This is a genomic window from Mesorhizobium temperatum (assembly GCF_002284575.1).
GTDB classification, from domain to species: Bacteria; Pseudomonadota; Alphaproteobacteria; order Rhizobiales; family Rhizobiaceae; genus Mesorhizobium; species Mesorhizobium temperatum.
Window position 1 is genome coordinate 329,232 of the sequence record NZ_NPKJ01000053.1, and the last position, 24,051, is coordinate 353,282.

Annotated in this window: 21 protein-coding genes, 1 tRNA gene and 2 pseudogenes; 13 read left to right on the forward strand and 11 right to left on the reverse strand. The window is 59.6% G+C overall.

What is annotated here, in order from left to right:
* Positions 1–255: 255 nt before the first annotated feature.
* Positions 256–2,127: an adenylate/guanylate cyclase domain-containing protein gene (locus CIT26_RS19465; RefSeq protein WP_095494148.1), complete on the reverse strand. Its 1,872-nt coding sequence runs from the start codon at positions 2,125–2,127 to the stop codon at positions 256–258.
* A gap of 123 nt (positions 2,128–2,250) precedes the next feature.
* Here CIT26_RS19465 and CIT26_RS19470 point away from each other — a divergent pair, with 123 nt between their 5' ends.
* On the forward strand, positions 2,251–2,637 hold the full coding sequence (locus CIT26_RS19470) for a LysR substrate-binding domain-containing protein (protein WP_095494074.1): 387 nt from the start codon (positions 2,251–2,253) through the stop codon (positions 2,635–2,637).
* Positions 2,638–2,770: 133 nt separating this feature from the next.
* Here CIT26_RS19470 and CIT26_RS19475 read toward each other — a convergent pair whose 3' ends face one another.
* The gene (locus tag CIT26_RS19475) at positions 2,771–3,691 is read right to left on the reverse strand and encodes a LysR family transcriptional regulator (protein WP_167391458.1); all 921 of its coding nucleotides are present in this window, start codon (positions 3,689–3,691) and stop codon (positions 2,771–2,773) included.
* Positions 3,692–3,948: 257 nt separating this feature from the next.
* Between CIT26_RS19475 and CIT26_RS19480 the strand changes: the two genes are divergently transcribed.
* The 3 genes from CIT26_RS19480 (at position 3,949) to CIT26_RS19490 (ending at position 5,908) form a co-directional block, all read left to right on the forward strand.
* The gene (locus CIT26_RS19480) at positions 3,949–4,599 is read left to right on the forward strand and encodes a hypothetical protein (protein ID WP_245319476.1); all 651 of its coding nucleotides are present in this window, start codon (positions 3,949–3,951) and stop codon (positions 4,597–4,599) included.
* Positions 4,600–4,643: 44 nt separating this feature from the next.
* Positions 4,644–5,507, forward strand: a complete 864-nt coding sequence (locus CIT26_RS19485; RefSeq protein WP_095494077.1) for a GNAT family N-acetyltransferase — start codon at positions 4,644–4,646, stop codon at positions 5,505–5,507.
* Positions 5,508–5,602: 95 nt separating this feature from the next.
* Positions 5,603–5,908 (forward strand): DUF1330 domain-containing protein, encoded by a 306-nt coding sequence (locus tag CIT26_RS19490; RefSeq protein WP_095494078.1) that lies wholly within the window; start codon positions 5,603–5,605, stop codon positions 5,906–5,908.
* Positions 5,909–6,251: 343 nt separating this feature from the next.
* Here the strand turns inward: CIT26_RS19490 and CIT26_RS19495 are convergent, their stop codons facing one another.
* Genes CIT26_RS19495 through CIT26_RS19525 form a run of 6 tightly spaced genes read right to left on the reverse strand, consistent with a single transcriptional unit; the run spans position 6,252 to position 11,858 of the window.
* Positions 6,252–6,923, reverse strand: coding sequence for a hypothetical protein (locus tag CIT26_RS19495; RefSeq protein WP_095494079.1), 672 nt, complete (start codon positions 6,921–6,923; stop codon positions 6,252–6,254).
* Entirely contained in the window at positions 6,923–7,411 is a 489-nt protein-coding gene (locus tag CIT26_RS19500) for a GNAT family N-acetyltransferase (RefSeq protein WP_095494080.1), read from the reverse strand. The genes CIT26_RS19495 and CIT26_RS19500 overlap by 1 nt, the downstream gene beginning before the upstream one ends.
* A 1-nt stretch (position 7,412) precedes the next feature.
* Positions 7,413–8,087, reverse strand: coding sequence for a hypothetical protein (locus CIT26_RS19505; RefSeq protein ID WP_095494081.1), 675 nt, complete (start codon positions 8,085–8,087; stop codon positions 7,413–7,415).
* A gap of 12 nt (positions 8,088–8,099) precedes the next feature.
* Complete coding sequence (locus tag CIT26_RS19510; RefSeq protein ID WP_095494082.1) at positions 8,100–9,002, reverse strand: hypothetical protein; 903 nt, start codon at positions 9,000–9,002, stop codon at positions 8,100–8,102.
* Between the two features lie 60 nt (positions 9,003–9,062).
* Positions 9,063–10,940 carry a competence protein CoiA family protein gene (locus CIT26_RS19515; protein ID WP_143747866.1) on the reverse strand — a complete coding sequence of 626 codons (1,878 nt, stop codon included), beginning with the start codon at positions 10,938–10,940 and terminating at the stop codon, positions 9,063–9,065.
* Positions 10,941–10,958: 18 nt separating this feature from the next.
* Complete coding sequence (locus CIT26_RS19525) at positions 10,959–11,858, reverse strand: HEPN domain-containing protein (RefSeq protein WP_095494085.1); 900 nt, start codon at positions 11,856–11,858, stop codon at positions 10,959–10,961.
* Positions 11,859–13,148: 1,290 nt separating this feature from the next.
* On the opposite strand from CIT26_RS19525, the gene CIT26_RS19530 reads away from it, so the two are divergent.
* The 3 genes and pseudogenes from CIT26_RS19530 to CIT26_RS37705 form a co-directional block, all read left to right on the forward strand.
* On the forward strand, positions 13,149–13,682 hold the full coding sequence (locus tag CIT26_RS19530) for a hypothetical protein (protein WP_143747868.1): 534 nt from the start codon (positions 13,149–13,151) through the stop codon (positions 13,680–13,682).
* 37 nt (positions 13,683–13,719) lie between these two features.
* Positions 13,720–14,514, forward strand: a pseudogene (locus CIT26_RS37700) (ankyrin repeat domain-containing protein); the annotation flags it as partial.
* Positions 14,515–15,282: 768 nt separating this feature from the next.
* Positions 15,283–15,382 (forward strand): annotated as a pseudogene (locus CIT26_RS37705) (peptidoglycan-binding domain-containing protein); the annotation flags it as partial.
* 703 nt (positions 15,383–16,085) lie between these two features.
* On the opposite strand, the gene CIT26_RS19545 reads toward CIT26_RS37705, so the two are convergent.
* Positions 16,086–16,162: transfer RNA gene (locus tag CIT26_RS19545), tRNA-Arg, on the reverse strand.
* A gap of 150 nt (positions 16,163–16,312) precedes the next feature.
* Complete coding sequence (locus tag CIT26_RS19550) at positions 16,313–17,800, reverse strand: sensor histidine kinase (protein WP_095494089.1); 1,488 nt, start codon at positions 17,798–17,800, stop codon at positions 16,313–16,315.
* A 303-nt stretch (positions 17,801–18,103) separates the two neighbouring features.
* On the opposite strand from CIT26_RS19550, the gene rpmH reads away from it, so the two are divergent.
* The 5 genes from rpmH (at position 18,104) to yihA (ending at position 21,988) form a co-directional block, all read left to right on the forward strand.
* Positions 18,104–18,238: a 50S ribosomal protein L34 gene (gene rpmH, locus CIT26_RS19560; protein WP_008833937.1), complete on the forward strand. Its 135-nt coding sequence runs from the start codon at positions 18,104–18,106 to the stop codon at positions 18,236–18,238.
* A gap of 16 nt (positions 18,239–18,254) precedes the next feature.
* Positions 18,255–18,608, forward strand: a complete 354-nt coding sequence (rnpA, locus tag CIT26_RS19565; RefSeq protein ID WP_095494090.1) for a ribonuclease P protein component — start codon at positions 18,255–18,257, stop codon at positions 18,606–18,608.
* Positions 18,609–18,621: 13 nt separating this feature from the next.
* Complete coding sequence (gene yidC, locus CIT26_RS19570; protein WP_095494091.1) at positions 18,622–20,436, forward strand: membrane protein insertase YidC; 1,815 nt, start codon at positions 18,622–18,624, stop codon at positions 20,434–20,436.
* A gap of 257 nt (positions 20,437–20,693) precedes the next feature.
* A complete protein-coding gene (locus tag CIT26_RS19575) occupies positions 20,694–21,332 on the forward strand; it encodes a CatB-related O-acetyltransferase (protein ID WP_095494092.1) in 639 nt (212 codons plus the stop codon).
* Positions 21,329–21,988 carry a ribosome biogenesis GTP-binding protein YihA/YsxC gene (gene yihA, locus CIT26_RS19580; RefSeq protein ID WP_095494093.1) on the forward strand — a complete coding sequence of 220 codons (660 nt, stop codon included), beginning with the start codon at positions 21,329–21,331 and terminating at the stop codon, positions 21,986–21,988. Before CIT26_RS19575 ends, yihA begins: the two co-directional genes overlap by 4 nt.
* Here the strand turns inward: yihA and CIT26_RS19585 are convergent.
* Positions 21,985–22,704: a TetR/AcrR family transcriptional regulator gene (locus tag CIT26_RS19585; RefSeq protein WP_095494094.1), complete on the reverse strand. Its 720-nt coding sequence runs from the start codon at positions 22,702–22,704 to the stop codon at positions 21,985–21,987. The two genes, yihA and CIT26_RS19585, sit on opposite strands and share 4 nt — an antisense overlap.
* Before the next feature lie 159 nt (positions 22,705–22,863).
* Here CIT26_RS19585 and CIT26_RS19590 point away from each other — a divergent pair, with 159 nt between their 5' ends.
* Positions 22,864–24,045, forward strand: a complete 1,182-nt coding sequence (locus CIT26_RS19590) for an HlyD family secretion protein (protein ID WP_095494095.1) — start codon at positions 22,864–22,866, stop codon at positions 24,043–24,045.
* The last annotated feature ends 6 nt before the right edge of the window (positions 24,046–24,051 follow it).

Below are 24,051 nucleotides of genomic sequence, written 5' to 3' on the forward strand. Positions count from 1 at the left end.
GAAACGCAGGCGGGCGAAAGCCGAAGATTGAGCGGCTGCCACAAATGCATCGGATGCCCACCGAAGGGGGCAATGTACTGCTGTAAACGCCGAATCCCACCGAACACTGCCAACGCTACGACAACGAATTCCGTCAGTGTAGTCTGGCGAAGCGCATCGAAGGAAATCGTGGATTCGGTGGGATTGGCGCGCCAGACGAGATGAAACTGGGCACCGCTATGTTATTGAAGTGGCTATGTAATTCTAGCGATGATATCAGGTCGTTTCCGGGGCCTTTGCCTGCGCCAAGTCCTGCAGGAACTCATCCATCAATGGTCTGTCCCCGAACCGGCGGTAGGCGCGCTCTGCCTCCAGCGAGAATGTCGGGTGCGCTTCAACCAGCTTCGCCATGGTCTGCTGCGCCGCCTCAATCTCTCCGCCTCCACCCTGCAAGGCCGCCTGAATCAGAAGACAGTTCGCATCGCGCGGCGCCCTGACAAGACATTCTTCGATGACGGCTGAGGCCTCGTCGCGGCGGTCAGCGGCGTAGAGTGCCTGCCCATGGACGTAGGCATAATATTCAGGCGCCATGGGATGCAGGCGGCGCGCCCGCTCCGCATTCTCAACGGCTTCATCGTATTCACCGAACCGGACCTGCGCCTTCGCCAGAGCCATCATGCTGTCGGGATCGTTCGGATTGAGCTCGACAGCGCGCCTGGCCGCCTGCAATCCGCCTGAGTAATCACCCTGTACTGCAAGCCCGAAACTGATCACCTGATAGCCAAAGCCAAGATTGGGATCGAGGCGCACGGCCTGCCGCGCTTCGCTGAGACCAAGGTCCAGCTCGGGCGCGGCCGCCCGGCCGTCAGCCCTCTGCGCCACACTGGCGATATAGGTCAGCGCGAGACCCGCGCGGGCGGCGGCGTAGGACGGGTCCATTTCCACGGCCCGCTGATAAAGGCCGCGTGCCTCAAGAATGTCCTTCGGGTCATTGGCGCCGTGCCGGTAGCGGTTGCGGGCCTGCAGCACGAGGTCATAGGCCTGCAGGTTGTCAGTCGGGCGCTCCGCTGCCGCCGCCGCCTCGCTCCTGCCGATATAGGGCGCGATCTGGGCAACGATTTCCGTTGTCAGCTCGCTTTGGACGGTGAACACGTCTGCAACTCGCCGGTCAAAACTGCGCGACCATAAATGCGCTCCGGTTTCGACATCAATCAGCTGCGCCGAGACGCGCAGCTGGTCGCCTTCACGGCGGGCGCTGCCTTCAACCACGTAATCAACGCCAAGCTTCGCCCCGAGCTTGCGCACATCCGCATCCTGACCGCGAACGGCGTATGTGGAGTCACGCGCGATGACCTGCAGCTCGGGGTTCCGGGCGAGCGCCGTAGTCACATCCTCGGTCAGTCCGTCAGCGAAATACGACTGCTCCCCGCTGCCGCTCATCGCGGCAAAAGGCATGACCGCCACAGACGGTCTCGGGTCCTCGCGGGTTTGGTCGAGAGATAGCGCAGCCGGGATACGGCTGACCATCGCTGCCAGCGGAAGAGGCGCAATCTGTGTACCGATGAGAATGAGGACGATGGCGGCCGCACCATATGACCAGCGGGCGGCGGTGCTGCGAAGCACCTGCGGCACCTGCCGCCACGCGGACCATGACAACCCCGCGCGCCTTACGCGGTAGACATTGAGAAGTTCGGGAATGTTCTTGGCCCGCCTGCGGCCGATGCGGACGAACCTGTCCGCGCTGTTGCGGTCGGCCGCCATCACCACGGCGCCGCTGACGAATATCTGCCCCGGATCGCACATGGCCTCAAGACGGGCGGCCACATTGACGCCGTCGCCGTATACATCGCCGTCATCTTCGATGACATCGCCAAGATTGATGCCGATGCGCAGCTCGAACGGGCCCTTGTCGAAGCCTTCCTGTATGGCCAGCGCCGCATCAACCGCTTCGTTGACGCTAGGAAACATGGCGAGAAAGCCGTCTCCCGTCGTCTTGACGATGCGCCCGCCATGGCGGGCAATGGTCGGGTCAATGAGCTCATCAAAAACAGCGCGCAGCTTCGCGTAGGTGGAAGCCTCGTTTTCAGCCATCAGCAGGCTGTAGCCGACGATATCGGCGGCCATGATTGCCGCGAGCTTGCGTTCCATCAGCATTATTCCTGAGCGGCGGGCGATGCACGGACTATTACTACTGACACTTAAGGCGACGCACAGCCCAAGATTAGACCTATAATCCCGGATAGGCTTATCAACACAGTTCATAATTGCGTGATGATTGTGGCCTATACTGTTCTGACCTTCGTCTGCCATCATCTGGTTCGTCCGGAGCCGTCCGTCGCCGCACTGGCGGAGGGCGACGCCGCATTGAACGGCCTGGGTCTTGCCTGCCTGCCCGACCACGCGCTGCGCCCCTTCCTTGCTGAAGGACGGCTTCCGCAGGTGCTGGAGGACTTGGTGCCCGCCCTTTCCAGGCTACATCTCTATTATCCAAGCCGCCGCCAGCCGCGTTCGCTCTCCCGATCGAAGCGCTCCGCTGGCGAGGATAGCCCGGCAGGGCCAACAAACAAGTTCAGCGCTGCTTCGCCCTTCATCGCAATTTGGTCTGTGCCATTAAGTAGGTTGGGATGTACATTCCAATTGGCGCGCCGGACAGAATGAAACTGAGAACTCCTATGTCATTGTTGCTGCTAGGAAATTCGAGAGGCAGGGAGCGCACAGCCGCAGCCGAAAACCCACCGCCCCAGGGGAGCGAGGGGGGTGAAAACCGCTTAGTGGCTTCGGCGGGCGACGGTCAAATCCTCGCCCGCCCGGGTCCTGCTTCCCCCGCCAGAAGGGGTCGCATGCCGGCCACATGCGCTGCCAGGAAATCTATGAAGGCGCGAACTCGGCGGACGTCCCGCGCGTCCTCGCGCGTCACCAGCCAGACATCCGATTGCACGCCGGGGATCGGGCCGATGCAGCGCACCAGGTCGGGGTCGGAGTCGGCCAGAAAACAGGGCAGGATGGTGACTCCGAGCCCGGACTTCACGGCCGAAATCAGATTAGTGAGCGAGCTCGACGTCGCCACCACCTCGGCGCCGGGCGCCGCCTGTCGTAGCCAGGTCCAGCCTGGCAGAGCTGCAATCGGCCCTTCAGCGCCGATCAGGACGTGTCGGCACAGCGTGTCGACCGAGCTTGGGCAACCTCGCTCTTCGGCATAGTTGCGGCTGCAATAGGCCGCCCAAGCCATTGGCGTGAGCCGCCGGGCGACGAGTCCACTCTCCGTCGGGCGCGCCCCGGTCCGCAATGCCACGTCCGCTGCCCCTCGCGTCAGGTCCAGCCGTCTCTCGTCGACCACCAGATCCACCCTCACCTCGGGATGCAACTTGCGGAAGGCACTGAGCGCCGGGGCCATGACGGTGTTGGCGAGCCCCTCGTTCGTGGTCACGCGGATGACGCCGGAGATGCGCCGCCCCATCGCTCCGGCCTGCTCGGCGAAAGCATTCGCTTCGACCTCGACGCGCTCGGCGGTCGCGCGGAGCTCCGCTCCCGCCTCGGTGAGAACGTAGCCTGTCTGCTTCTTGTGAAAGAGCTTCATCCCGATCGCCCGCTCCAGCACGCCAATCCGCCGGGCGATCGTGGTCTGGTTGACTTTCGACGCGCGCGAGGCCGCGAGGGTGCTGCCGGTGCGGGCAACGGCTAGGAAATATCGAAGGTCGTTCCAGTCGTACACGCGAACATTCTGCAATTGAGCCGACCCATTGCGCAACAATGCTGATTGGTGACAGTGGCCGAGCGGCGTACTTTCGATGGCGCCGCTGAGACAGCCCGCCACCCTCCTGATCATGACCGGGCTGGCTGACCAGCGTGATCCACCTCCTGACGACCCGTCCCGCTCACGGCAGGCGCGCGTGAGCGCCCTTGGACTCGTCTGCGCGCCAAGCACGGAAGGAGTACGACATGTCTATCAAACTTTCGCTCATTGCCACGATGGCCGTGCTGACCGCGGTCGAAGCCGCGAACCGTGCAGTCGCCAAGACACCCTCACCGTCAACCGGCGAGATCCTGTCGAGCGCGCCCGGCGATCCGAGCCTCGCCCAAGTTCGTGCGGCGACGGATCGATTCCGCGATGTCAATGTGGCGCTCGCTGAAGGCTACGTTCGGGATCCGCTGAACTTGTGCGACACCGCCGAGATGATGGGCCGGCCTGCAGAACTCGGCGCCATGGGCATTCATTTCTTCCGCCCTGACTTGCTCGGCATAGCCGGCCCACCGAACCCGCGCGTGGAGGGCACGGGGATCCATACCGACTTTCTGCGGCCGTCGATCCTCATCTACGAGCCGCAGCCAGATGGCTCCCTTGAACTCATTGCGGTCGAGAATCTTGTTTTTGCCAAGGCTTGGAAGGCTGCGGGACATGACGCGCCTCCCTCGTTCCATGGGGTGACCTACGACACCATGATCGACGATCCCTCCACACCGGCCGACGAGGCCCACCTGTTCGAGCCGCATCATGATCGGCATGTCTGGATCTATCGGGAAAATCCGAACGGTGTGTTCGCTCCGTTCAATCCTGCCGTCACCTGCGAACACCACCGGAATGGCAGCGTGCATGCACATCACGCGCCGCTCTCTCGGTAAGCTGCCAGACAGAAATAGCCGTTCGAGAGTGAAGGAGAGGAGTCATGGCCATTCACATTCGCGTCGCAAGGCCCGCCGATTCCGAGGCGTGCGGACGCATCATCTACGAAGCCTTTCAGGGTATCGCCGAGCGCCACGGGTTCTCGCCGGACTTTCAAGCTGTCGAGACCGCGACTCAATTGGCCCAGTCGTTCATTGCCCATCCCTCGATCTTCGGCGTCGTCGCCGAAGAGGATGGGAGCGTGGTCGGCTCGAACTTTCTCGCGGAGGGAGATGCGATCCGGGGCGTCGGTCCGATCACCGTTGACCCGCGCCGGCAGGGCGGTGGTATCGGGCGCTGCCTGATGGCAGCCGTGCTCGAGCGTGGGAGCGGTGCGGCCGGCATCCGCCTGCTTCAGGACGCCTTCAACATGCGCTCCGTGTCGCTCTATGCCTCGCTCGGGTTCGACGTGCGGGAGCCGGTGCTGGTGATGACCGGTCGGCCGTCGAGCGAGCCCGGATCAGGCATAACGGTTCGCCGCATGACCGAGCGGGACCTGGACGCCTGCAACGCGCTCTGCGCCCGGATTCACGGCTTCTCTCGCGCGAGCGAACTGGCGGATGCAATGCGGCTTCTCGCGCCCATGGTGAGCGAGCGTGACGGTATCGTGACGGGGTATCTTACGGCCCCCACGTTCTGGATCGCGAATCATGGCCTCGCCGAGACCGAGGCCGACATGAGGGCCTTGATCCTGGGTACAGGCGCAGCCAATGCGGAACCCTTGTCATTTCTGCTGCCAGTTCGGCAGGCGAGGCTGTTCCGCTGGTGCCTGAGCGAGGGCCTAAAGGCGGCAAAGCCCATGACGCTCATGACTATCGGCGAATACCGGACACCGGAAGGGAGCTACATCCCTTCTGTCTTCTACTGAGATCAACGTAACCTATACAGCTCGTCTCATCGGGCGGAAGCGTAAGTTAGACGAGCATAGGTGAAGGGCGGCAGCAGACGAACCTGGAGGTAGCGATGAGCGCTTTCTTTCTCTTCCACAACAAGCAAGTGAGAAATCCGGCCGAGTTGGCCCAATACAAGACGGCTGTAGCGCCCGTCGTGGCCGCCTACGGGGGCAGGTATCGCGTCCTCGGCGGTGAACCGACGGTCGTTGAAGGCGACTGGCGCCCGAGCTTCCTCGTGATGATCGAGTTTCCCAGCCTGGAGCGGGCGACCGCCTGGTATGGCTCAGACGATTATAAGGATCTCAAGGCGATGCGCTTATCCGCCGTCGATTCCGACGGGGTCCTGATGACCGGAATTGAGGAGACATCAGCATGATCGGCGGGACTATTGTCGAAACCGTACTCTTCTCCGGCGACGAATATAGCTCTCCAGGCTCATGCAGTGTCGGTGGAGCCTGCAGTCGGCGCGGCGCCTTACGTCTCCTTCGGTGAAGACAGGGTGTCCCCCGCCCCAATGCATGAAGCGGTGTCCAGTTTCTTCCTGCTCGGTGGAAAAATGGCGCGCCCGAAGAGATTCGAACTCCTGACCCCAGATTCGTAGGCTGCAACGGTTCGTTGATTCCCTTGCATCTTTTTGCAAACCGACCGTAGACCCGAACGAAAGAGATCAAAGGTTTAGGGACGGGCTGCAAACTGGATTCCGTGCGCCGAAGGCTACCCTAGAGGCTCGGCCCCGTGGTGGTCGGGTTGCTTTCTTCGTCAGCGTAAACCAGTCCAACAAACGTCGTGCGCTCGTAGAACGTAAGCAGCCACGCTGACAGAAGCCCCGGCGTGTCGGTGACGATCTGATAGCGGTATGTCAAAATGTCGGGCTCGGCAGAAGCTTGCTGCATGTCGTCGAGGAGATATAGCGGGACCGGTTGTCTCAAAACGTCGGCGAACACCCGTCCATCGCTCACAGGGTAGTGAAGCCCATAATGCCGAGACAATCCGCGAATGACCTTACGGATGCTCTTGACGATGCGAGGGTCCTCGGCTGGGTATATTCGATGACGATTGGCCCCTGCGTCTGGAGCGGGTCGCATAATGTCAAAAAGCTGCTTCGCCCGACGACGGCCGTCACCACCTGACATGCGTGGCTGAAAGCTGCTCTCCCATATCTCGCGAACGGCGTCGTTCGCGTCACCCGCGACCAAGAGGACGTTGCGGAGGTGGGTATCTTCGTCGGCCGTTCCATTGTTGCAGGCTTCACACGCGGCAATCGTGATCCGCTGAAATCTGCTCTTTGACTTCGATGCTGGATAGAGGCATTTCGGGACCACATGCTCACGGGTAGTGTGGCCGATAGTGCCGCACAGTCCGCATGTATCCAGTACGACCGGGAGTGCCATCACTTAGGTCGGATATAGAGATTCAATTGATCCTTCACCTTGGTGGAAGGCCACGACTTCCCGACCTGTGTGAAGCCATGTCGTTCGAATATGCGGCGTGATCCGATGTTCGTCGATTGGATCGTCGCAAACAGCCCTTGCCCTTTGACGGCCGCGAAGGTGCCAAGGATGAGGAGATCGCCAAGTTTCTTTCCCCTGTTCCCCTCGGCAACGTGGAGATAGCCGACTTCGGCAAAGTAATCCGCAGGGGGAAGATCAACCCCGGCCTTCTCTTCAATGCCTCCCCAATAGCCGGGATTGTTTTTGATGGCATTGGTTCCGACTAATACGCCGTCGAGATGCAAGAAGGCGAGGAAGTGAGCGTCATCAACGAGTCCCGGTAGAGTCGCTTCGTTGACTTGGGGGTCTTGCTTGACCAATTCCACAAATGCACTCCGCTCTTCGGGCTTGAAAGTATTTGCTGGTTTTACCACTAGCTGCACAGTCATCTCAGCCCTCCGATCCGCTGCGCGGGTAAAGCACCTTGAACAGCCGCGCCTCCATCCACTCAGCCAATATTTCGACCTGTCGGATGGCCTCGGATAAGGCTTCCTCGGTCACGACAAGTTTCAAGTTCCGCCATACGTGCTGGTTGGTTTCAATAAGTCGTCTCTCATAGTCGCTAACGAAGACGGGCGCGGGGAATTTCTTCTCAAGTCCCTCACTATGACTCAGGTGCAGAAATGCGATTTGGACGGGATGGCCTGCGGCGTTGCGCGCCAGCACGATTTGTTCAAGGACATCGAAGTCTGCCGGACAGTCGCTCCAGTCAGCCTTGAGGACGGTGCCGAAGCAATCCCTGTAGCCACTCACAAAACCCTTCTTGAACGACGACCGGGAATGTTTTCCACAATCGACGTGTAGCAGCCCCTCCCATGTCGAAAAGTAGAGCTTGAGAGACTCCGACAGCATCGAAACGCACGTAGCTCCCAGAACATCCAGTGAGGTATTTGCATCGCCCCATTCGGTCAGAAACGGCGGCTCCGGGTCCTCGCTATAGGGCGGTTCATAAGGCGCTTCCTCTGCTTCAATCTTGCGGATGATTTCACGAAACGGCGCGCTTGCTGTCTCGTAATAGCGGCGGATGAATTTCGTCCGCTGTGTCAGGAACCAAAGGACATCCATGCTGTCCTCCCTTCAACGCAGATCGGCAGGAGCGGTCACGATACTAACCGCAAGGCGCTCCGCGAGAGCGATTACGCTCTGGAGAGGCTTCCGCTCCAGCAAGAGGACTGCATTACCGTTTGGAGCCTTTGCGGCGGCAAGCTGCATTGCTCGGAGAATCGCCCTGTATTTGATGCACTGATACACGCCACGCTGGATTTCTTCGGCCGGTGCACTCCGCGCTTTTACCTCAACCGCCAGCATGTTCATTCCATTGTCGAACAGGACATCAAGTCGATCGCCCGACGACAGAATTTTCTCAGTCTTGGCTTTGTTGAATTTACCGAAACTCCAAAAGAAGGTGGGGTGCTCCGCCGCCCAAGCCTTTAGCGCCTTGTGCGCCGCCGACTCTGGACCCGTGGCGAATCGCTTGGGATCGGGCGGAGGAATTGGCTTACCGCGATGCGGGTTTCCTTTTTCGAGATCACTAAATGGAATTCGAAGGTGCCTGCGAACACGGTCCCAACCGTCGAAGGCAAAAACCGCCTCAATCGCCTGTTGCGCATAGGCGTCTCTGTGTTCGCTACTTAGCCTCTTTATGGCGCGTGGAGTTTTTCCAAGAGACCGGGCCAGATATTCATCGACACCGTCGCTGGGTAAGTTGGTTCCTTGGTTGACAATGATCGCATTTAGCAGAGGGATACGTTCCCCCAGATCGTCGCTCAATGCTTCACAAATATCGCCAACCTTTCCCGCTGCGTAGCGATAGGCGATCGCGATTGCGCCCGGTTGGCCTCTAGCCACCAGAATATCGTCGAGACCACCATAAGTAATTGGTTCGCCGTCCATGGCGCGGCGGAGGAGAACGGGGAACGCTGCCCTCGCTGTAACGTCTCCCCATCTCTCCCCGTTGGCAAAGATTTGTCGCGCGCTCATCGGCCCCTCCCCAGCACACTAACTTCAGTTTAGCACATGCGGGCGTTTTGGAGTGCACCACTACGGCCAGCCGAACTCCCGCTCCCATTGGGAGAGCTTCACAAGCGCCTTGCGATAGGTGTCCTCATCTCTCACGTAAAGGAGCGGCGTCATACGTCCTAGATCGTCATCGCGGGCGTTCAAGAAGCTTTCGACGTTCCCGGCAGACAGAGTGCGCTTTGCATCGGCCGTGATCTTCTCCCGGTATAGCTGCCGCTCGGCTGCATCTTCCGCTTCGTCTTCCCGCTGCCTCACCAAATTCGAAAGAAGCTCGCGCGCCCGGCTCAATCCGACCTCGCTATCTTCTGCCGATTCAACTGGCGTCATGCCACCTAGATCGGCGCGCTTCGTATTCAGGAACTCGCCAATCGCTGGACCAGTTAGAGCCTGCTCGACATCCACGCAAAGCCGGTCACGGCGCGACTGGCGATATCGAGCTACCTCCTCCAGCCGTTCCTTACGCTGCTCTGCGGCGCGCAGTGCTCCCTCAGCACTGTGACGCTCCAATGCGGCTTCGATCGGTAGCCCGAATGTCCTTCGTGGAACTGGTCCGCTCTTGGCAAGCATGTGCGCGATAGCGTTGATGCCGCTCCCAATCTCGAATGCAAATTCAAGACCGGGCTGGAGTGCCGCCCTGAACGTCAGGCCGGAGTCGGCATGAACGGAGTCCAGCCAAGATTCGGCAGTCATGTTTCCACGCTCGGCAGCAGGAAGCTGAGCCAATATCCATTTGACGGCCTGAGTCGCCGACTCCACGACAGTGAGACGGCTTTTGTAGAGTCCCGACAGAGCCATGCCGGAACGCTGCGGGAAAAGGACGCCAGCTTTCGCGAGATGCTTTAGGTACGAGTCGACAGCCTTCCAAGGCGGAGCAAAGTTCCAGTCGAATGAGTTAGCATAGTCCGCAACGTCGCGAGGGATGCGCTTGAACTGCGGCCGTATCAGCCCTCGCTTCTCCAGATAATTTGCGATCGGGATCGCTGCGGGCGCTTGATTGCCGAGTGCGCTTTCATGGAAGACATCGATTAAAATCATCGACTGCCAGACGGCAGGTGTCACCGTGAAACAGGCGAAGCCGGGAACCTTGATGCCGACATGTTCGGCAATGCCGACTGCTTCAAGATCGGCTTTGCGAGGATATTCCGCACTGAACGATTTGAAGGTTTCGACGGCATCCTTATAGGTTAAGGTGAGCGACTTCCCTTGCGCGATAGGCTTAGCAAGCGACTCGGCGAGTTCGGCCTGACGCTGCCGTTCGATTTCCTCCCGCTTGGCCTCAGCCTTGTCGATGTTCGGATGAAACAGCCATTGGCGTTTTGCCGATCGCAACACGGCTTCGGCAATGGCTTCAGGTGTCGAGTCACGCGGCAGTTTCGACAAGTCGATTTCAATCGATGGGACGCCATGCTTGCGAAGCCGCTCGACTTTCTCGGCATCGCTGAAATGCGTCACCGCGACTTCAACGAAAAATTCGTGACCTAGTGCGCGAACGTACAGGTCAGGAATGATCCTCTCGCGATCTGTGTATTCCATCCGCAGGAATTCGGTCGCGACTTCCTGCGCTGGCAGCGTGAAGACGCGCTGCTGTTTGTCCAGCGCGAAGCGCTCCGGAAGGAACAACATCGGATTGGAACGGAAGACTTCCTTGGCGAGCAAATGCAGGGCCGTTTCTGGTCCACCGCCGCACGCCTCTCCGCCGTTGTGAGCGAAGTGCGGGACTCGGAAATCTGCCTTGGTCCGGGCGACCAATTGTCCATCGCAGGCGGGGCAGATGCACAGGCAAGCAAGCCCTCGCACCACTTCGCTGATATGCGCCAACGTGCCATCGGCGCGCTTTCCATAGACAAGCTGCGCGCTGTCTGAGCCAAAGGATTTTCGCGCTTCGTCGTGGTCGTTCACGTGCGCCCCGCTATCGAATCATGAGATGCCAAATAGGCGGGCTTCGAGATCGGCCTTCGTCGGGACCTTCCCGTCCCTGATAAACTTGATCAGCACCTTTCGCACTAGCTCAAAGGTGATCAGTAAGTCATCGCTTTCGTGTTTAGGCTTTCCGTGCACCGCAGCCGATCTCTTGTCGTACAGGGATGCGATCCGTTTTTGCTGTTCCATGCGTTCAACGCCGGGTGGGTATAAGTACGCGGCTATTAGAGCCGATACCCGAAAGCGCAACTCGGACGTAGACGGGGAAAAGATTGCTTCCAACGCGCCCCAGATCGACACGAGAGCAAGCGTCGAGCTTTCCGAAAACTGTCCGGAGTCGAGCGCATAGACGGCAAGGCGAAACTCTTCGCTCTCGCTCGTCAGTCGCAGTGCCGTATCGAAGTTCTCAACCGCCCAGTTGATACTTTCGAGGACCTTGCTCTCATCGACAAGCTGGAGCGGGAACGTCCAAGGCCGCTTATCTAGTTGGATAATGTTCGCGACCTCATCTGGCGCGTGAGCTATCGCGGGAAACGGCAAATTGGCAGAGACAAGCATGCGCACTGTTGGGCTGACCCAGAGCCTTAGCAGGAACAGAGCAGTCCATGCCATCCGAAGCCGCGCGGGATGCGAACTCGCGGCCGACGCCGGAATATATAGTTGGGCGGTTATCTCATCTCCGTCGCTGCTACGGCTGTAGCGCCACGGAGCGGGATGAGGCTTGCCTTTCTCAGCAGGCGCGAACGCCAAGATAACTGGAGCCATCACATAGGCGTACGTCCGTTCAAGCTTTATTCCGCGCGGAAAGTGGATCACGTTCTCACTCAATGTGAGACCGCTCAAGCCGAAATACGAACCTTCGCTAAAAAGGTCTGTCACAAGATCAATGCCCCACATACAGCGCTACAGCAGCGACAATATACGAGACGGCGATCATTGCGTAAGCGATTTGAAGGAGGGTCACGGCGTCATCCTTTGAACGTCAGATGACCTCCCATGTATCCCAACAAGCGATGCTGAGTCCGGCAAAAGATGTGTCAGATTCGACAAGAGTTGTGCCGAGATCGACATATCTTTTTCCGAATCCGGAACTGATAGCGGAGTGACTCCGCCAACGGCCTTGGTGCTTGCAACTCGTCCTTGGAAAAATCACGGTCAGTAACTATATATGACGCGCTAAATAAGAAACTATTTTTTATTGATATATGCATCCTCGCATTCTGTGAGATGTACTGGTTACAATCCCGTGAAGACTCCGGCTATCGCCGTTAACCTTGAGCCGTGACTCAACGAAACCTTGACAAACCCGCCAGCCTATGGTTAATGGGCGACGCTGCTGGTTCCTAGATCGGTGCTGTCAGCCTTCGGGCTGGCTGGCGCGCCGGAGAGGATGAAACTGGGCACCGCTATGTTATTGTATGTACTATATAATCCTCCGCGCGACCATGGTTTTCGTCCATCCGCTCCTAGGGTATGCAAAGATTTAGGACAAACCCGTGCCAAAGCTCGGAAAGTGTTCGCGGTAAGGGCGCCATGCGCGAAAGCAGTCCATAGACACACAGTGACACGATCAGCCGGTGTGCATGAGAGGCATTTCCTGTACCTGCTTTTTGTGCTTTCATACCGTACGGCAGTTTTTCCGCTGGCTAGTTAGTCATGCACTCGGTCCGTCACACCTATAGAGTTCTCGTGCTTGCGATCGCGTGTGGCTCGCCAACACTCGCATCGGCCTATACACTGCCCGTAGAACCCTTCGCGCCTACAAGTCGCGAAGAGTGCTACCGGTTCTACGATCAGTATCAGCCAATCCTTCAGTCGTTGAGGGATGAAGCCAGACAAGCGGGAGATGAGGCGTGGGACGTTGCTGTCCAAAGCGGCAGCGACAAGGCGCGACCGCTGTACGAAAGGGCAAACGCGCTACACTCCGAGCACTCACGGGTCCTTTCAGAGGCCGGCAACGCTCGAAACCGCTGCTTATCCAATGTAGCCGCTAGGGATCGGCAGTCCAGAGAAGAGTTCCAGTCTACACGGCAGGCGCTTCGCAGCACTCCTGGTACTTATGCATCAAACCTTGCCTTACGTGCCCCAGACGCTCTTCGGATACCAGGGGGCTCGAGTTTCGAAAGACTGTCGTCTTTGGGAAGTGCGTATGGCGCGCTCCAGGCGTCCACTCCGAGACATGATCGTTTGTCAGGCGTCGTTGGCATAGTTCTGCCCAACGGAGCAAAATTTGGCGGATGGAATGATTTTCAGACGCTTATGGTCAAGAGCGCCCTAGGCTCTGTGATCGAAATTAACAAAGCGGCGACTGCGGACTTTCAAGCAGCGATGGACAAATTCAATGAAGCGGAGGCGTTAAGACAAGCCGCAGGCTTCAGCCGGGATGTCGATTTGGCTGCAAGTCGACAGGTCCAGTTCTTCAAAGGTAACGTCTCGACAGACTTCCTTCAAAGCGATGACCTCGGTCAGATCTTTCAACAGGCACAAGCTGCTGTTGACGCTATGTACGAAGCACGGCGTGAAGAGTTTGACAACGCTGTACGTCAAGCCAAAGAAGCGCGCCAGGCACGTGCTAAAGCACAGGTAGCAGCTAGAAAGAATAATCGTCGCAACGATGCGAACCCTTCGGCTCTAACATGTGAGCAAATTCAGAACAAAGTGGACAGAGCCTTCTTCCGTCCCACAAACTGCGTGTGGGAGAGAGAAGATCATAGATATTAGGAAGTGATTCTTGTTCCCCTCATCAAGGAGTCTTCCTATGAGATTTAGATCGCTCATAACTACCGCCGTTGTTTGTCTGACGAGTGTCGCACCTACTTACGGCGATGAGACCAGCAAAACATTCGAGCAACTAGTTACTAACGCTCATCGGCTTGAAAAGCTCGAGATCGATGGCCTTTCTGAGAAAACGAAGGCTGATTTGCTTTCGTATTACGCCAATCGAGATGACGCAGAAACCGTCGCTAAGTTGCTCGCCAAGGGCATTAAGTCTGATTTGTTGAACAGTGACCGAACGACCGCCCTGTTTGTGGCCGTTGGGTCCGAAGCGACTGCTACCATCTCTTTACTCGTCCGTGCGGGAGCAGATGCGAATCTTGAAACCCAACGCGGTACGGCGAAGCAATTGGCCGAGCGCTCGGGCAACCCACTTGTCGTGGCTACCCTCAATAATCGAAAGCCGAACCCGGAGGAGCAACTGCGATTTGCCGCGCGGCAGGGCGACATAGGCACCGTGGAAAGGCTTCTGAAGTCGGGCACCAAGATTGACGAGCCCTCAGAACAGGGGATCAACGCGCTCATCGAAGCTGCGGTGGCAGGCAACACCGAAGTTGCGCGGGTGCTCATAGCTTCGGGTGCAGATTTGGATAGCTCAACGGCGGATGGACTTACTCCAGCGTCAATTGCAATAGTTTCCGGCAACATGGAGCTTGTCGCCCTCTTACTCAAGGGTGGGGCGAATGCCAATGGAACCAGCCGAGGCATGCCCTTGTTGTCAGTTGCCGCTGCAACGGGGCAAGAAAAGGCCGTGGATCTCCTGCTGTCGGCGGGCGCAGATCCTAAAATTGGTGATCCCAACGGATTGCGACCTGCAGATATTGCGAACTCCCTAGGCTTCGACTCTCTCGCGGAAAAGCTGGGCGGCGTTTCCGCACCCAAGCAAGAATACAGTCTGGCCTCAGCGATCCACAAAAATGAGGCCGCTCTCGTATACTTGGCACTCAGCAGCGGCGAAAACCCTGACCTGAAAATAGGTGATGTGCCCGCCCTAGTGTTCGCGGCAGCATACAGCACCTCAGGAGTTGTGGAAGAGCTTCTCAAAGCGGGCGCTGACCTGGCGGCGATCGGCCCCGAAGGTTCAACAGCTCTGCATGCGGCGTTCATGAACGAAAGCAAGTCAGAGCAGTTCAACATCGTTATCGCGTTACTCAAAGCGGCCTTACTTAGAAATAATGAGAACTCCACACTGCGCTTTCTAAGCGCGCGTAACAGAAAGGGTCGGTCAGCGCTTGTCTTGCTATGCGCCAACACCGGCGGGGATTTGTGGAAAGACGACATATCGTATCGGAAGTTTTTCTTCTCGGCTTTCGAATCAAATGAGGTGCGGAGGCTGATCAATAAGCCTGACGATGATGGCACCGCGCCATTTGAGGCTGCCGTCATAGGCGGTAATGTGTTCCTCGCCCGTCTCTTTAAAATCTGGACCAGGTCGGGTGACCAAAGCGGTGGTTTTCAGGAGATAGCGAGGGCGAGGAAAGATTGGGCAATGCTTGCCGCGCTCCCCAGCGACAGATCGTTGCCAGCCGGCCTTTCAATGGGCGCGGACATCGAAACGAAGAAGGAGCTTCAAACTCGGCTGAAACAATGGGGCTATTACGACGGCGAGATAGATGGAGTTTTTGGTGCTGGTTCTCGTGCGGCTCTAAAGTCATTTTTTGAAGATAGAGCCATTGAACTCAAAGGTATGGCTTCATCCCGTTCAGGGAGCAGCTACACATTTGACGACGCCAAGGACGGAGACATGTCCTTCACGCTCGACTTCAAACATGACGATGATGCTTGTATCTGGCGTATAAGAGAATGGTCTAAGTCAAATACGGGAGCGTCTTCACGCTTTGTAGGGTGCGTTGACGAAAAAGCTGACGACTGGAATGGAAATGGAATAGCCCTGGTTGAATACGACAACGGTGCCAAGTGGGTCATTGAATTGTTTGGACCTCGTGGATGGGACAATAGATCTGATCTCTGAAGGAATACCACTCTCGTCTGCAAACCTTTTTAGCCATGGTACCGGGGTAGTTAGGACGCTGGTCGCAGTCGAATAACTGTACGTTTTGAGCCGCAGCCCGTCCCGGCTGCGTCAGCTTGGTCGTGGGAAGAACGCTATAGAGCCTCTAGCTGTATGGTTCGCAAGACTAGTAAGTACATCGTTCGCTGTCGGTGCTTCCTTCAAGCTTGCGAGTTCCCGCCGGGCCCAAGCCAGGACCGCTGCGATCCCCGCAGCACCGTGGCCGGACCTAAGCCCTTGGTGATTGTCGGGATGCGTTTGACGGTCAACCTGGGCAGCGCGAACGATTTCGACCCCTATCTTGAAACCTGACAGTGTTCGAATCTCTTCCGGTGAAATGGCGCGCCCGAAGAGATTCGAACTCCTGACCCCCAGATTCGTAGTCTGGTGCTCTATCCAGCTGAGCTACGGGCGCGCAACAGGCCATGCTTTGCAGGGCCCGCGATCCGATCCTTAACGACCGGCCGCGATGTGACGTGTTCCCTAGCGACTGAATTTCCGAAAAGCAAGCCGATCCGGCAAAAGTTTTGCTGTTGTGCCTTGACGAGGATCGGGCGGGGCAGGATCAGGCCGGGCGGCGCAGGCCGTTGCGGGCCTGGTCGAGCCGGACTGGCTGGTCGGGAATGGTAACCGCGAAAGTGGTGCGGCCGCCTCTGCTTTCGACGAGCTCCACCGTGCCGCCATGGGCGCGGATCAGTTCATAGGCGATCGCCAGGCCAAGACCGGTGCCGCCGCTGCGGGCCGAGCCGCGGAACGCCGCGAACAGGTTCTCGCGCGCCTTCGGCGGCAGGCCGGGGCCGGTGTCGGTGACCGTGATGCGGCTGACGCTGCCGACGCGCTCGGCCGACACCTCCAGCCGGCGTACCACCGCACTTTCCGCGTCCGCCGCCATCGCCTGCACGGCGTTGCGGCAAAGATTGGTGAGCACGCGAAAAAGCTGATCGGAATCGGCATCCACCTCGAAAGCCAGATCGACGGCGTTGACGAATTCGATGCCGCCTTCGGTGTCGAGCAGGCCGTGGACGTCGTCGACCAGCTGGCGCAGCCTGAGCCTGCGGCGCGAGGGCGGCGGCTCCTGGGTACGGCCATAGGCGAGCACACCTTCCGAATAGGATACGGCGCGATCGAGCGCCCGCAGCAACTTCGGCGCGAAGGCCTGCACGGTCGGGTCCTTGACCTGGCGCAAGCGGTCCGACATCAGCTGCGCCGACGCCAGGATATTGCGCATGTCGTGGTTGATCTTCGACACGGCGAGGCCAAGGTCGGCGAGATGCTTCTGCTCGGAGAGCATCTTTTGCAGCCGCTCCTGCATCTGCGAGAGCTCACGCTCAGCAACCCCGATCTCGTCGGCGCGGGCGGCAGGGTGGATGATCCGCCCGGGGTCGTCCGGCGCCTCGGAAAAGGCCAGCATCGAGCGCGTCATCGTCCGGATCGGGCCGATCATGATCAGGTCTATGGCGGCATAGACCAGCATGGCGGTGAACAGCGAGATCAGCAGCGAGACGAAGGCGACGTTGCGCGAATAGATGAGCATGGCATTGCGCAGGCTGTAGTCGGGCATGATCAGCTCGAATTCCTTGTCGCTGTCGCCGACCGGGCCGAAAACGCGCAGCATCCGCTCGCCGCCGAAAAACAGCGTGTCCAAAGCGCCGGTCATGCCCTCGAACAGGCCGACATTGGCGATGTCGATATGCTCGTCGACCTGCGGCGGCATCTCAGCCACGACCAGAAGCCGCGAGACACCGCCGTCGCGCACGGCGATCGCCTTGGCGCCGATCGCCATCAGCACATCGTTCTGGGCGGCGCGGGACAGCGAGGCGGGCTCTCCCTGCACCAGCACGATCGAGACGGCCGCGGCGGTGCTCAGCCTCTCCTTCAGCCAACTCAGCCGATAGCTGGCGATCCAGGGCAGAAAGATAAGGACCTCGGCCATGAGCACGAAGACGATGGTGAGCAGCAGGAGCTTTGTCGACAATCCACGCGACAACGGCACCCTCCGGGCGGCCGCGGTCGCCCGATCGGTCCTTTCCTCCACGGATGGGATTTCACTCATGCTGCTTTTTCTTCACGATCACTTGATCAGCCAAGATTAGGCCATTGCGGCTTTTTTGCCAATTTCATCCTTCGTCCCAATACGGGATAAGACCGCCCAGACTTCGGCCATCACTTCAGCCACCGGCCTGACGGCGCCGGATGTCGGCGCCGGATTGACTTCCAAAACCCTTCTTTCTATAAGCCCGCTCACGCTCGGGCCATTCGTCCCGGCGCGGTTTCGATCGCGCCAAGCCGGCCCGGCAAAGCTCCTGTTACAGAGTGACAGAATCAAGAAGGGCCGCACCCCGCGGTATTAAAACAAATGAAGCGTACCTACCAACCGTCCAAACTCGTCCGCAAACGCCGGCACGGTTTCCGTGCCCGCATGGCCACCAAGGGTGGTCGTGGCGTCGTCGCAGCCCGCCGCAACCGCGGTCGCAAGCGGCTCAGCGCCTGAACGGAAGACGAGATCGTTGCCCGCAACCGGCAAGCCAGTGGGAGCACATCCCAAGCGGCTTCTGAAGCGCGCGGAATTCCTGGCCGTCCGGCGTGGCGAAAAGCGCCGCGGGCGGCTTTTTCTCGTCGAGGTTCTGGACCGCAGCGACGCAGAGGCGCCTCGCGTCGGCTACACGGTCACCAAGAAGGTCGGCAACGCAGTCGTCCGCAACCGCATCCGGCGGCGGCTGAGAGAAGCCGTGCGCACGCATGCCGCGGGTGACATGGAGCCTGGCAATGACTATGTCATCGTCGGGCGCGAAGATGTGCTTACCATTCCGTTCGGCCAGTTGAAGGCCGAACTCTCCCGCCGACTGCGCGGAACACGATAGGCCAAGGCTTTCGATGGAAAACAACCGGAACTTCTTCATCACCATCGCGCTGTCGGTGCTGATCCTGTCGCTTTGGCAGTATTTTTACGTGCTGCCGCACAGCGAGGCGCAACGCGAGGCGGCCCGTATCGAAGAACAGCGGCTAGCGGAGCAGAAGAAGGCGGCCGAAGGCACCAGTCCGGGCAGCAGCGGAACGCCGGTGCCGCAGCAAGGCGCCATTCCCAATGCACCGGGAACCGACGGCACGACGCCGGCCGGCCGCGAGCAGGCGCTGGCGTCGACGAAGCGCGTCAGGATCGACACGCCGAGCCTGGAGGGCTCGATCAACCTCACCGGCGCCCGTCTCGACGACCTCAAGCTCAAACACTACACGCTGACGGTCGACAAGAACTCGCCCGAGATCGAACTGCTCAACCCGGCAGCGCTACCTACGGGCTACTATGCCGAGATCGGCTTTATCGGCAGCGACAAGACCGGCACGGTGCCGGGCCCGGAAACCGTGTGGACCGTCGACGGCAATGCGACGCTGACCCCGGCGACCCCCGTCACGCTGACTTTCACCAACGACAAGGGCCTGACCTTCAAGCGCACCTTCTCCGTTGACAGCGACTACATGTTCACGGTGTCGGACGCTGTGCAGAATTCAGGTTCAGCCCCAGTCACCCTGTCGAACTACGGCCGTGTCACCCGCTTCGACAAACCTGCCGTTGCCAGCATCTATGTGCTGCATGAGGGGCTGATCGGCGTCACCGGCACGGAAGGCCTGCAGGAACACACATATTCGTCGGTCGAGGAGGACAAGCAGTTTACGCCGAGCAAGTCGACCGATGGCTGGCTGGGCATCACCGACAAATACTGGGCGGTGACGCTGGTACCGGCCGAGAAGCAGCCGTTCCAGCCGCGTTACGCCTATTTCGAGGACGGCCGCCCGCGCTACCAGGCCGACTTCCTCACCGACCCGATCACCGTTGATGCCGGCCAGTCGGCGACGGTCGAGACCGAAATCTTCGCCGGCGCCAAGGAAGTCGCCAAGGTCAACGCCTATGCAGAAGACCGCAACATCAGGCTGTTCGACCGTTTGATCGACTGGGGATGGTTCATCTGGATCACCAAGCCGATGTTCTATCTGATCGACACGATGTACAAATTCTTCGGCAATTTCGGCCTGGCCATCCTGGCCACCACCGTCGTCGTCAAGGCCGCCTTCTATCCGCTCGCCAACAAGTCCTACGCGTCGATGGCGAACATGAAGAAGGTGCAGCCCAAGATGCTCGAGATCCGCGAGAAATACGCGGACGACAAGATGAAGCAGCAACAGGCGATGATGGAGCTCTACAAGACCGAGAAGATCAATCCGCTCGCCGGCTGCTGGCCGGTGGCGCTGCAGATCCCGGTCTTCTTTGCGCTCTACAAGGTGCTCTACATCACCATCGAGATGCGGCACGCACCGTTCTTCGGCTGGATTCAGGATCTGGCGGCGCCCGACCCGACCTCGATCTTCAACCTGTTCGGCCTCATTCCGATCGCGCTACCGGATATGTTGATGATCGGCGTCTGGCCACTGATCATGGGCCTGACCATGTTCCTGCAGATGCGCATGAACCCGACGCCTCCCGACCCGACGCAGGCCATGATCTTCACCTGGATGCCGGTGGTCTTCACTTTCATGATGGCGGGTTTTCCGGCCGGCCTCGTCATCTACTGGGCCTGGAACAATCTGCTTTCGATCATTCAGCAAGGCGTGATCATGAAGCGACAGGGCGCCAAGATCGAGTTGTGGGACAATCTGGTCGCGCTGTTCCGGAAGAAACCGTCACCGGCGGAATAGCCGGCGCTCCCCTTTTGCGAATCCAGGAAAGCCCCGGTCCGACCGGGGCTTTTTTCGCACAAGCCGAGCCGCCGGCGAACGGCGAAACCAGTCGGCCCGCCGGTAGACGCCGCCGCGACACATCCCTATAAGCTCGCTGTCGTTTCAGGAGCGCTCCTTCGATGAACAGGTAAGGATGATCCGCTGCGCACGCGGTTGGTGCTGCCGGGCGGATCGCGCTATTTTGACCTGCCTGTTTTTCGTCGATGGAGCCATCTATGATCGGACCCAACCCCAACATCAAGCACCCGATCCCGATGCATACCCGCGTCGGCTTCCTGAAGGGACTGGTCACGGCGCCGAACATCGAGATCGGCGACTTCACCTATTATGACGATCCGGACTGGCCGGACAAATTCGCCGAGCGATGCGTGCTGCATCATTATCCATTGATCCGCGACCGGCTGATCATCGGCAAGTTCTGCGCCATCGCCGAGGGCGCGCGCTTCATCATGAACGGCGCCAACCATGCCATGTCCGGCTTTTCGACCTATCCGTTCAACATCTTCGGTCATGGCTGGGAAGAGGGTTTCGACCCGGCGACCTGGTCGAGGGAATTGCGTGGCGACACAGTGGTCGGCAATGATGTATGGATCGGCATGGAAGCGGCGATCCTGCCCGGCGTGACGATCGGCCATGGCGCCATCGTTGCGGCAAAGTCGGTGGTGACGCATGACGTGCCGCCCTATGCGATCGTCGCCGGCAATGCGGCCAAGGTGGTGAAGATGCGCTTCGACGACAGGACCATCCGGCGGCTTTTGGCGGCGGCGTGGTGGGATTGGCCGGTGGAAAAGATCAGCCGCAATCTCAATGCCATTCGTGGCGCCGATATTTCTCTTCTGGAGGCAGCGGTTTGAACGCGTTGAACAAGACCGTGATCGGCATCGAGCTGTTCACGCGGCCGTGGATCTTCATCCGCGGCGTGCCGGCAATGAAATTCCTGCCACCGGAAGGGCCGCCGGAGATCGCCTTCGCCGGCCGCTCGAATGTCGGAAAATCGTCGCTGATCAACGCGCTGGTCAATCAGAAGGGACTGGCGCGCACGTCCAACACGCCGGGGCGGACGCAGGAACTCAACTATTTCGTTCCGGGCGGATTTTCCGGCGAAGGCGCCGATCTGCCGCCGATGGCGCTGGTCGACATGCCGGGCTACGGCTACGCCACCGCGCCCAAAGAGAAGGTCGACGACTGGACGAAACTCGTCTTCGACTATCTCAAGGGCCGCGTCACGCTGAAGCGCGTCTACGTGCTGATCGACGCCCGCCATGGCATCAAGGCGAAGGATGACGAAGTGCTGTCGCTGCTCGACAAGGCGGCGGTGTCCTACCAGATCGTGCTGACCAAGACCGACAAGATCAAGGCGGCCGGCGTGCCGCGATTGATCGAAGAGACACTGCAGAAGATCAAGAAGCGGCCGGCCGCGTTTCCGTTCGTTCTCGCGACGTCGTCGGAAAGGAACGAGGGCCTCGAGGAATTGCGCGCGGCGATCGTGCTCGCGGCCAATGGCGGCTAGGACTTTGCCTCCAGTGCAATCGTCTGGGTGCTTTCTTCCGTGGCAAGCCTTTCGGTGCCGTAAGCCTTCAGGAACATGCCGACGCCCGACCTGACGATGTGGTCGATTTCATCCTGGCTCGGGGCTTTGGTGCGGTAGGCGAATATGCACTGGCGGAAAAGGCCAGCCAGGCACAGTTCGGTGAACTGATAGGCGGCAAGATCGACATCGTCGATCTTGAGCAGGCCGCGATCGATGGCGGCATTGAGAAAAGCAACGACCTTGTCGTGGCCGCGTTTCGGGCCGCGTTCGTAAAAACGCGCGCCAATTTCGGGCATCCTGTCGGACGCGCCGATTACCGTGCGCTGAGCCTGGATGACCTTGGCCGAGGTGATCTTGAGGGACAGCACCTTGCCGAACTTCACCAGCGTCTCGCGAAGGTCGTCGGCGCGGTCGAGCAAATCGTACATGTTCTTGAAGATCGTGCCGCGTTCTTCCTCGATCAGCGCTTCGAACAGCTCTTCCTTGTTGGCGAAATAGACATAGATCGTGCCCTTGGAAACGCCGGCCTCGCGCGTGATGTCGTTCATCGACGCCGCTTCGAAGCCTTTGTCGATGAAGACACGCCGCGCGCCTTCGATGATCTGGCTGCGCTTGACCGGGTCCTGTCCCGCCGCCGGGCGGCCGCGACGCAGGCCATCCAGCAGATCGCACTGGTCCTTGTCGGGCTCGGTCATAACGTCACACCTCGAAAAATATTCGAACCGATCGGTTCGATCGCTCTTGATATGGGCCTCTCTCCGCGCTAAGTCAATGTTCGCATCGAACCGAACGGTTCAGTCTAACTGATTTCCAGAGAGATGCCAGTTTCCAGAGAGATGCCAAGAGAGATTCCCATGTCCTCGAACGCGACCCCCACCGCCGAAGTCCGTCCATTCCCCAACGCCAAGGTCGCGCCAGCAACCGAAGCGCCGAACGCACCGACCGAGCCCGCAATAAGTCCTCCGGCCGAGGCGCCGGCGAAAAAGAAACGTTCGGCACGCTCCTTTCTGTTGCCGATCATCGCGCTTGGCTTGCTGGGCGCAGGGGCCTGGTATGGCTACGATTACTGGACCGACGGGCGCTTCATGATCTCAACCGACGATGCCTATGTCCAGGCCGACATGGCATTCATATCGCCGAAAATCTCCGGCTATGTCGATCAGGTCAAGGTGACCGAGAACCAGCAGGTCAAGGCCGGCGACCCGTTGCTGGTCGTCGACAATGGCGACTACAAAATAGCGGTCGCCCAGGCCGAGGCGCAGATCGCCACCTTGAGCAAGACGCTCCACCGGATCGACGCCCAGACCGAGGCGGCGCGCGCATCGCTCGAGCAGGCGCAGGCGCAGAAGACGGCCGACCAGGCCGCCGCCGCCAATGCGGCGCGTGTTCAAGCGCGCGCTGCCCAATTGCTCAAGACGCATGTCGGCACCCAGGCTCAACTGGATGATGCCCAGACCGCGGTCGAGCAGGCCAATGCCGCCCTTGTAGGCGCCGACGCCCAGATCGCGGCGGCTGAGGCCAATATCGGTGTGCTCCAGGCGCAGCGCGCGGAGACGGCAAGCACGCTGGCGTCGCTGCAGCTTGCCCGGGACAAGGCCGCGCGGGACCTGTCCTTCACCGTGCTGCGCGCGCCCTATGACGGTGTCGTCGGCAACCGCTCGGTCGAGCAAGGCGACCTGATCAGCCCCGGACAGAAGCTCGCCGTCATCGTGCCGATGGATAAGCTCTACATCGTCGCCAATTTCAAGGAGACCCAGCTTGCCCGGCTGGTGCCTGGCGAAAAGGTCAGGATTTCGGTCGACGCGATCGACGGCCAGGATTTCGAAGGCACGGTGTCGTCGCTGGCGCCGGCATCCGGCGCGGTGTTCTCGCTGTTGCCGCCGGAAAATGCCACCGGCAATTTCACCAAGGTCGTGCAGCGCGTCCCGGTTCGCATCGACGTGCCGGCGGATGTGCTGAAGACAGGCAAGCTGCGCGCTGGCCTCAGCGTCGTCGTCGCAGTCGACAGCCGCACCGCACCTTCTGCGTCGAAGTAAGCAGGC

Coding starts and splice junctions, on each gene's coding strand:
- CIT26_RS19500 (WP_095494080.1), bottom strand. CDS start 7,411: ATGACTGTGCAGCTAGTGGTAAAACCAGCAAATACTTTCAAGCCCGAA.
- rpmH (WP_008833937.1), top strand. CDS start 18,104: ATGAAGCGTACCTACCAACCGTCCAAACTCGTCCGCAAACGCCGGCAC.
- CIT26_RS19575 (WP_095494092.1), top strand. CDS start 20,694: ATGATCGGACCCAACCCCAACATCAAGCACCCGATCCCGATGCATACC.
- CIT26_RS19495 (WP_095494079.1), bottom strand. CDS start 6,923: ATGGCACTCCCGGTCGTACTGGATACATGCGGACTGTGCGGCACTATC.
- CIT26_RS19585 (WP_095494094.1), bottom strand. CDS start 22,704: ATGACCGAGCCCGACAAGGACCAGTGCGATCTGCTGGATGGCCTGCGT.
- CIT26_RS19480 (WP_245319476.1), top strand. CDS start 3,949: ATGGCCGTGCTGACCGCGGTCGAAGCCGCGAACCGTGCAGTCGCCAAG.
- CIT26_RS19550 (WP_095494089.1), bottom strand. CDS start 17,800: ATGAGTGAAATCCCATCCGTGGAGGAAAGGACCGATCGGGCGACCGCG.
- CIT26_RS19465 (WP_095494148.1), bottom strand. CDS start 2,127: ATGGAACGCAAGCTCGCGGCAATCATGGCCGCCGATATCGTCGGCTAC.
- CIT26_RS19510 (WP_095494082.1), bottom strand. CDS start 9,002: ATGAGCGCGCGACAAATCTTTGCCAACGGGGAGAGATGGGGAGACGTT.
- CIT26_RS19505 (WP_095494081.1), bottom strand. CDS start 8,087: ATGGATGTCCTTTGGTTCCTGACACAGCGGACGAAATTCATCCGCCGC.
- CIT26_RS19490 (WP_095494078.1), top strand. CDS start 5,603: ATGAGCGCTTTCTTTCTCTTCCACAACAAGCAAGTGAGAAATCCGGCC.
- yidC (WP_095494091.1), top strand. CDS start 18,622: ATGGAAAACAACCGGAACTTCTTCATCACCATCGCGCTGTCGGTGCTG.
- CIT26_RS19590 (WP_095494095.1), top strand. CDS start 22,864: ATGTCCTCGAACGCGACCCCCACCGCCGAAGTCCGTCCATTCCCCAAC.
- CIT26_RS19470 (WP_095494074.1), top strand. CDS start 2,251: ATGATTGTGGCCTATACTGTTCTGACCTTCGTCTGCCATCATCTGGTT.
- CIT26_RS19525 (WP_095494085.1), bottom strand. CDS start 11,858: ATGTGGGGCATTGATCTTGTGACAGACCTTTTTAGCGAAGGTTCGTAT.
- CIT26_RS19485 (WP_095494077.1), top strand. CDS start 4,644: ATGGCCATTCACATTCGCGTCGCAAGGCCCGCCGATTCCGAGGCGTGC.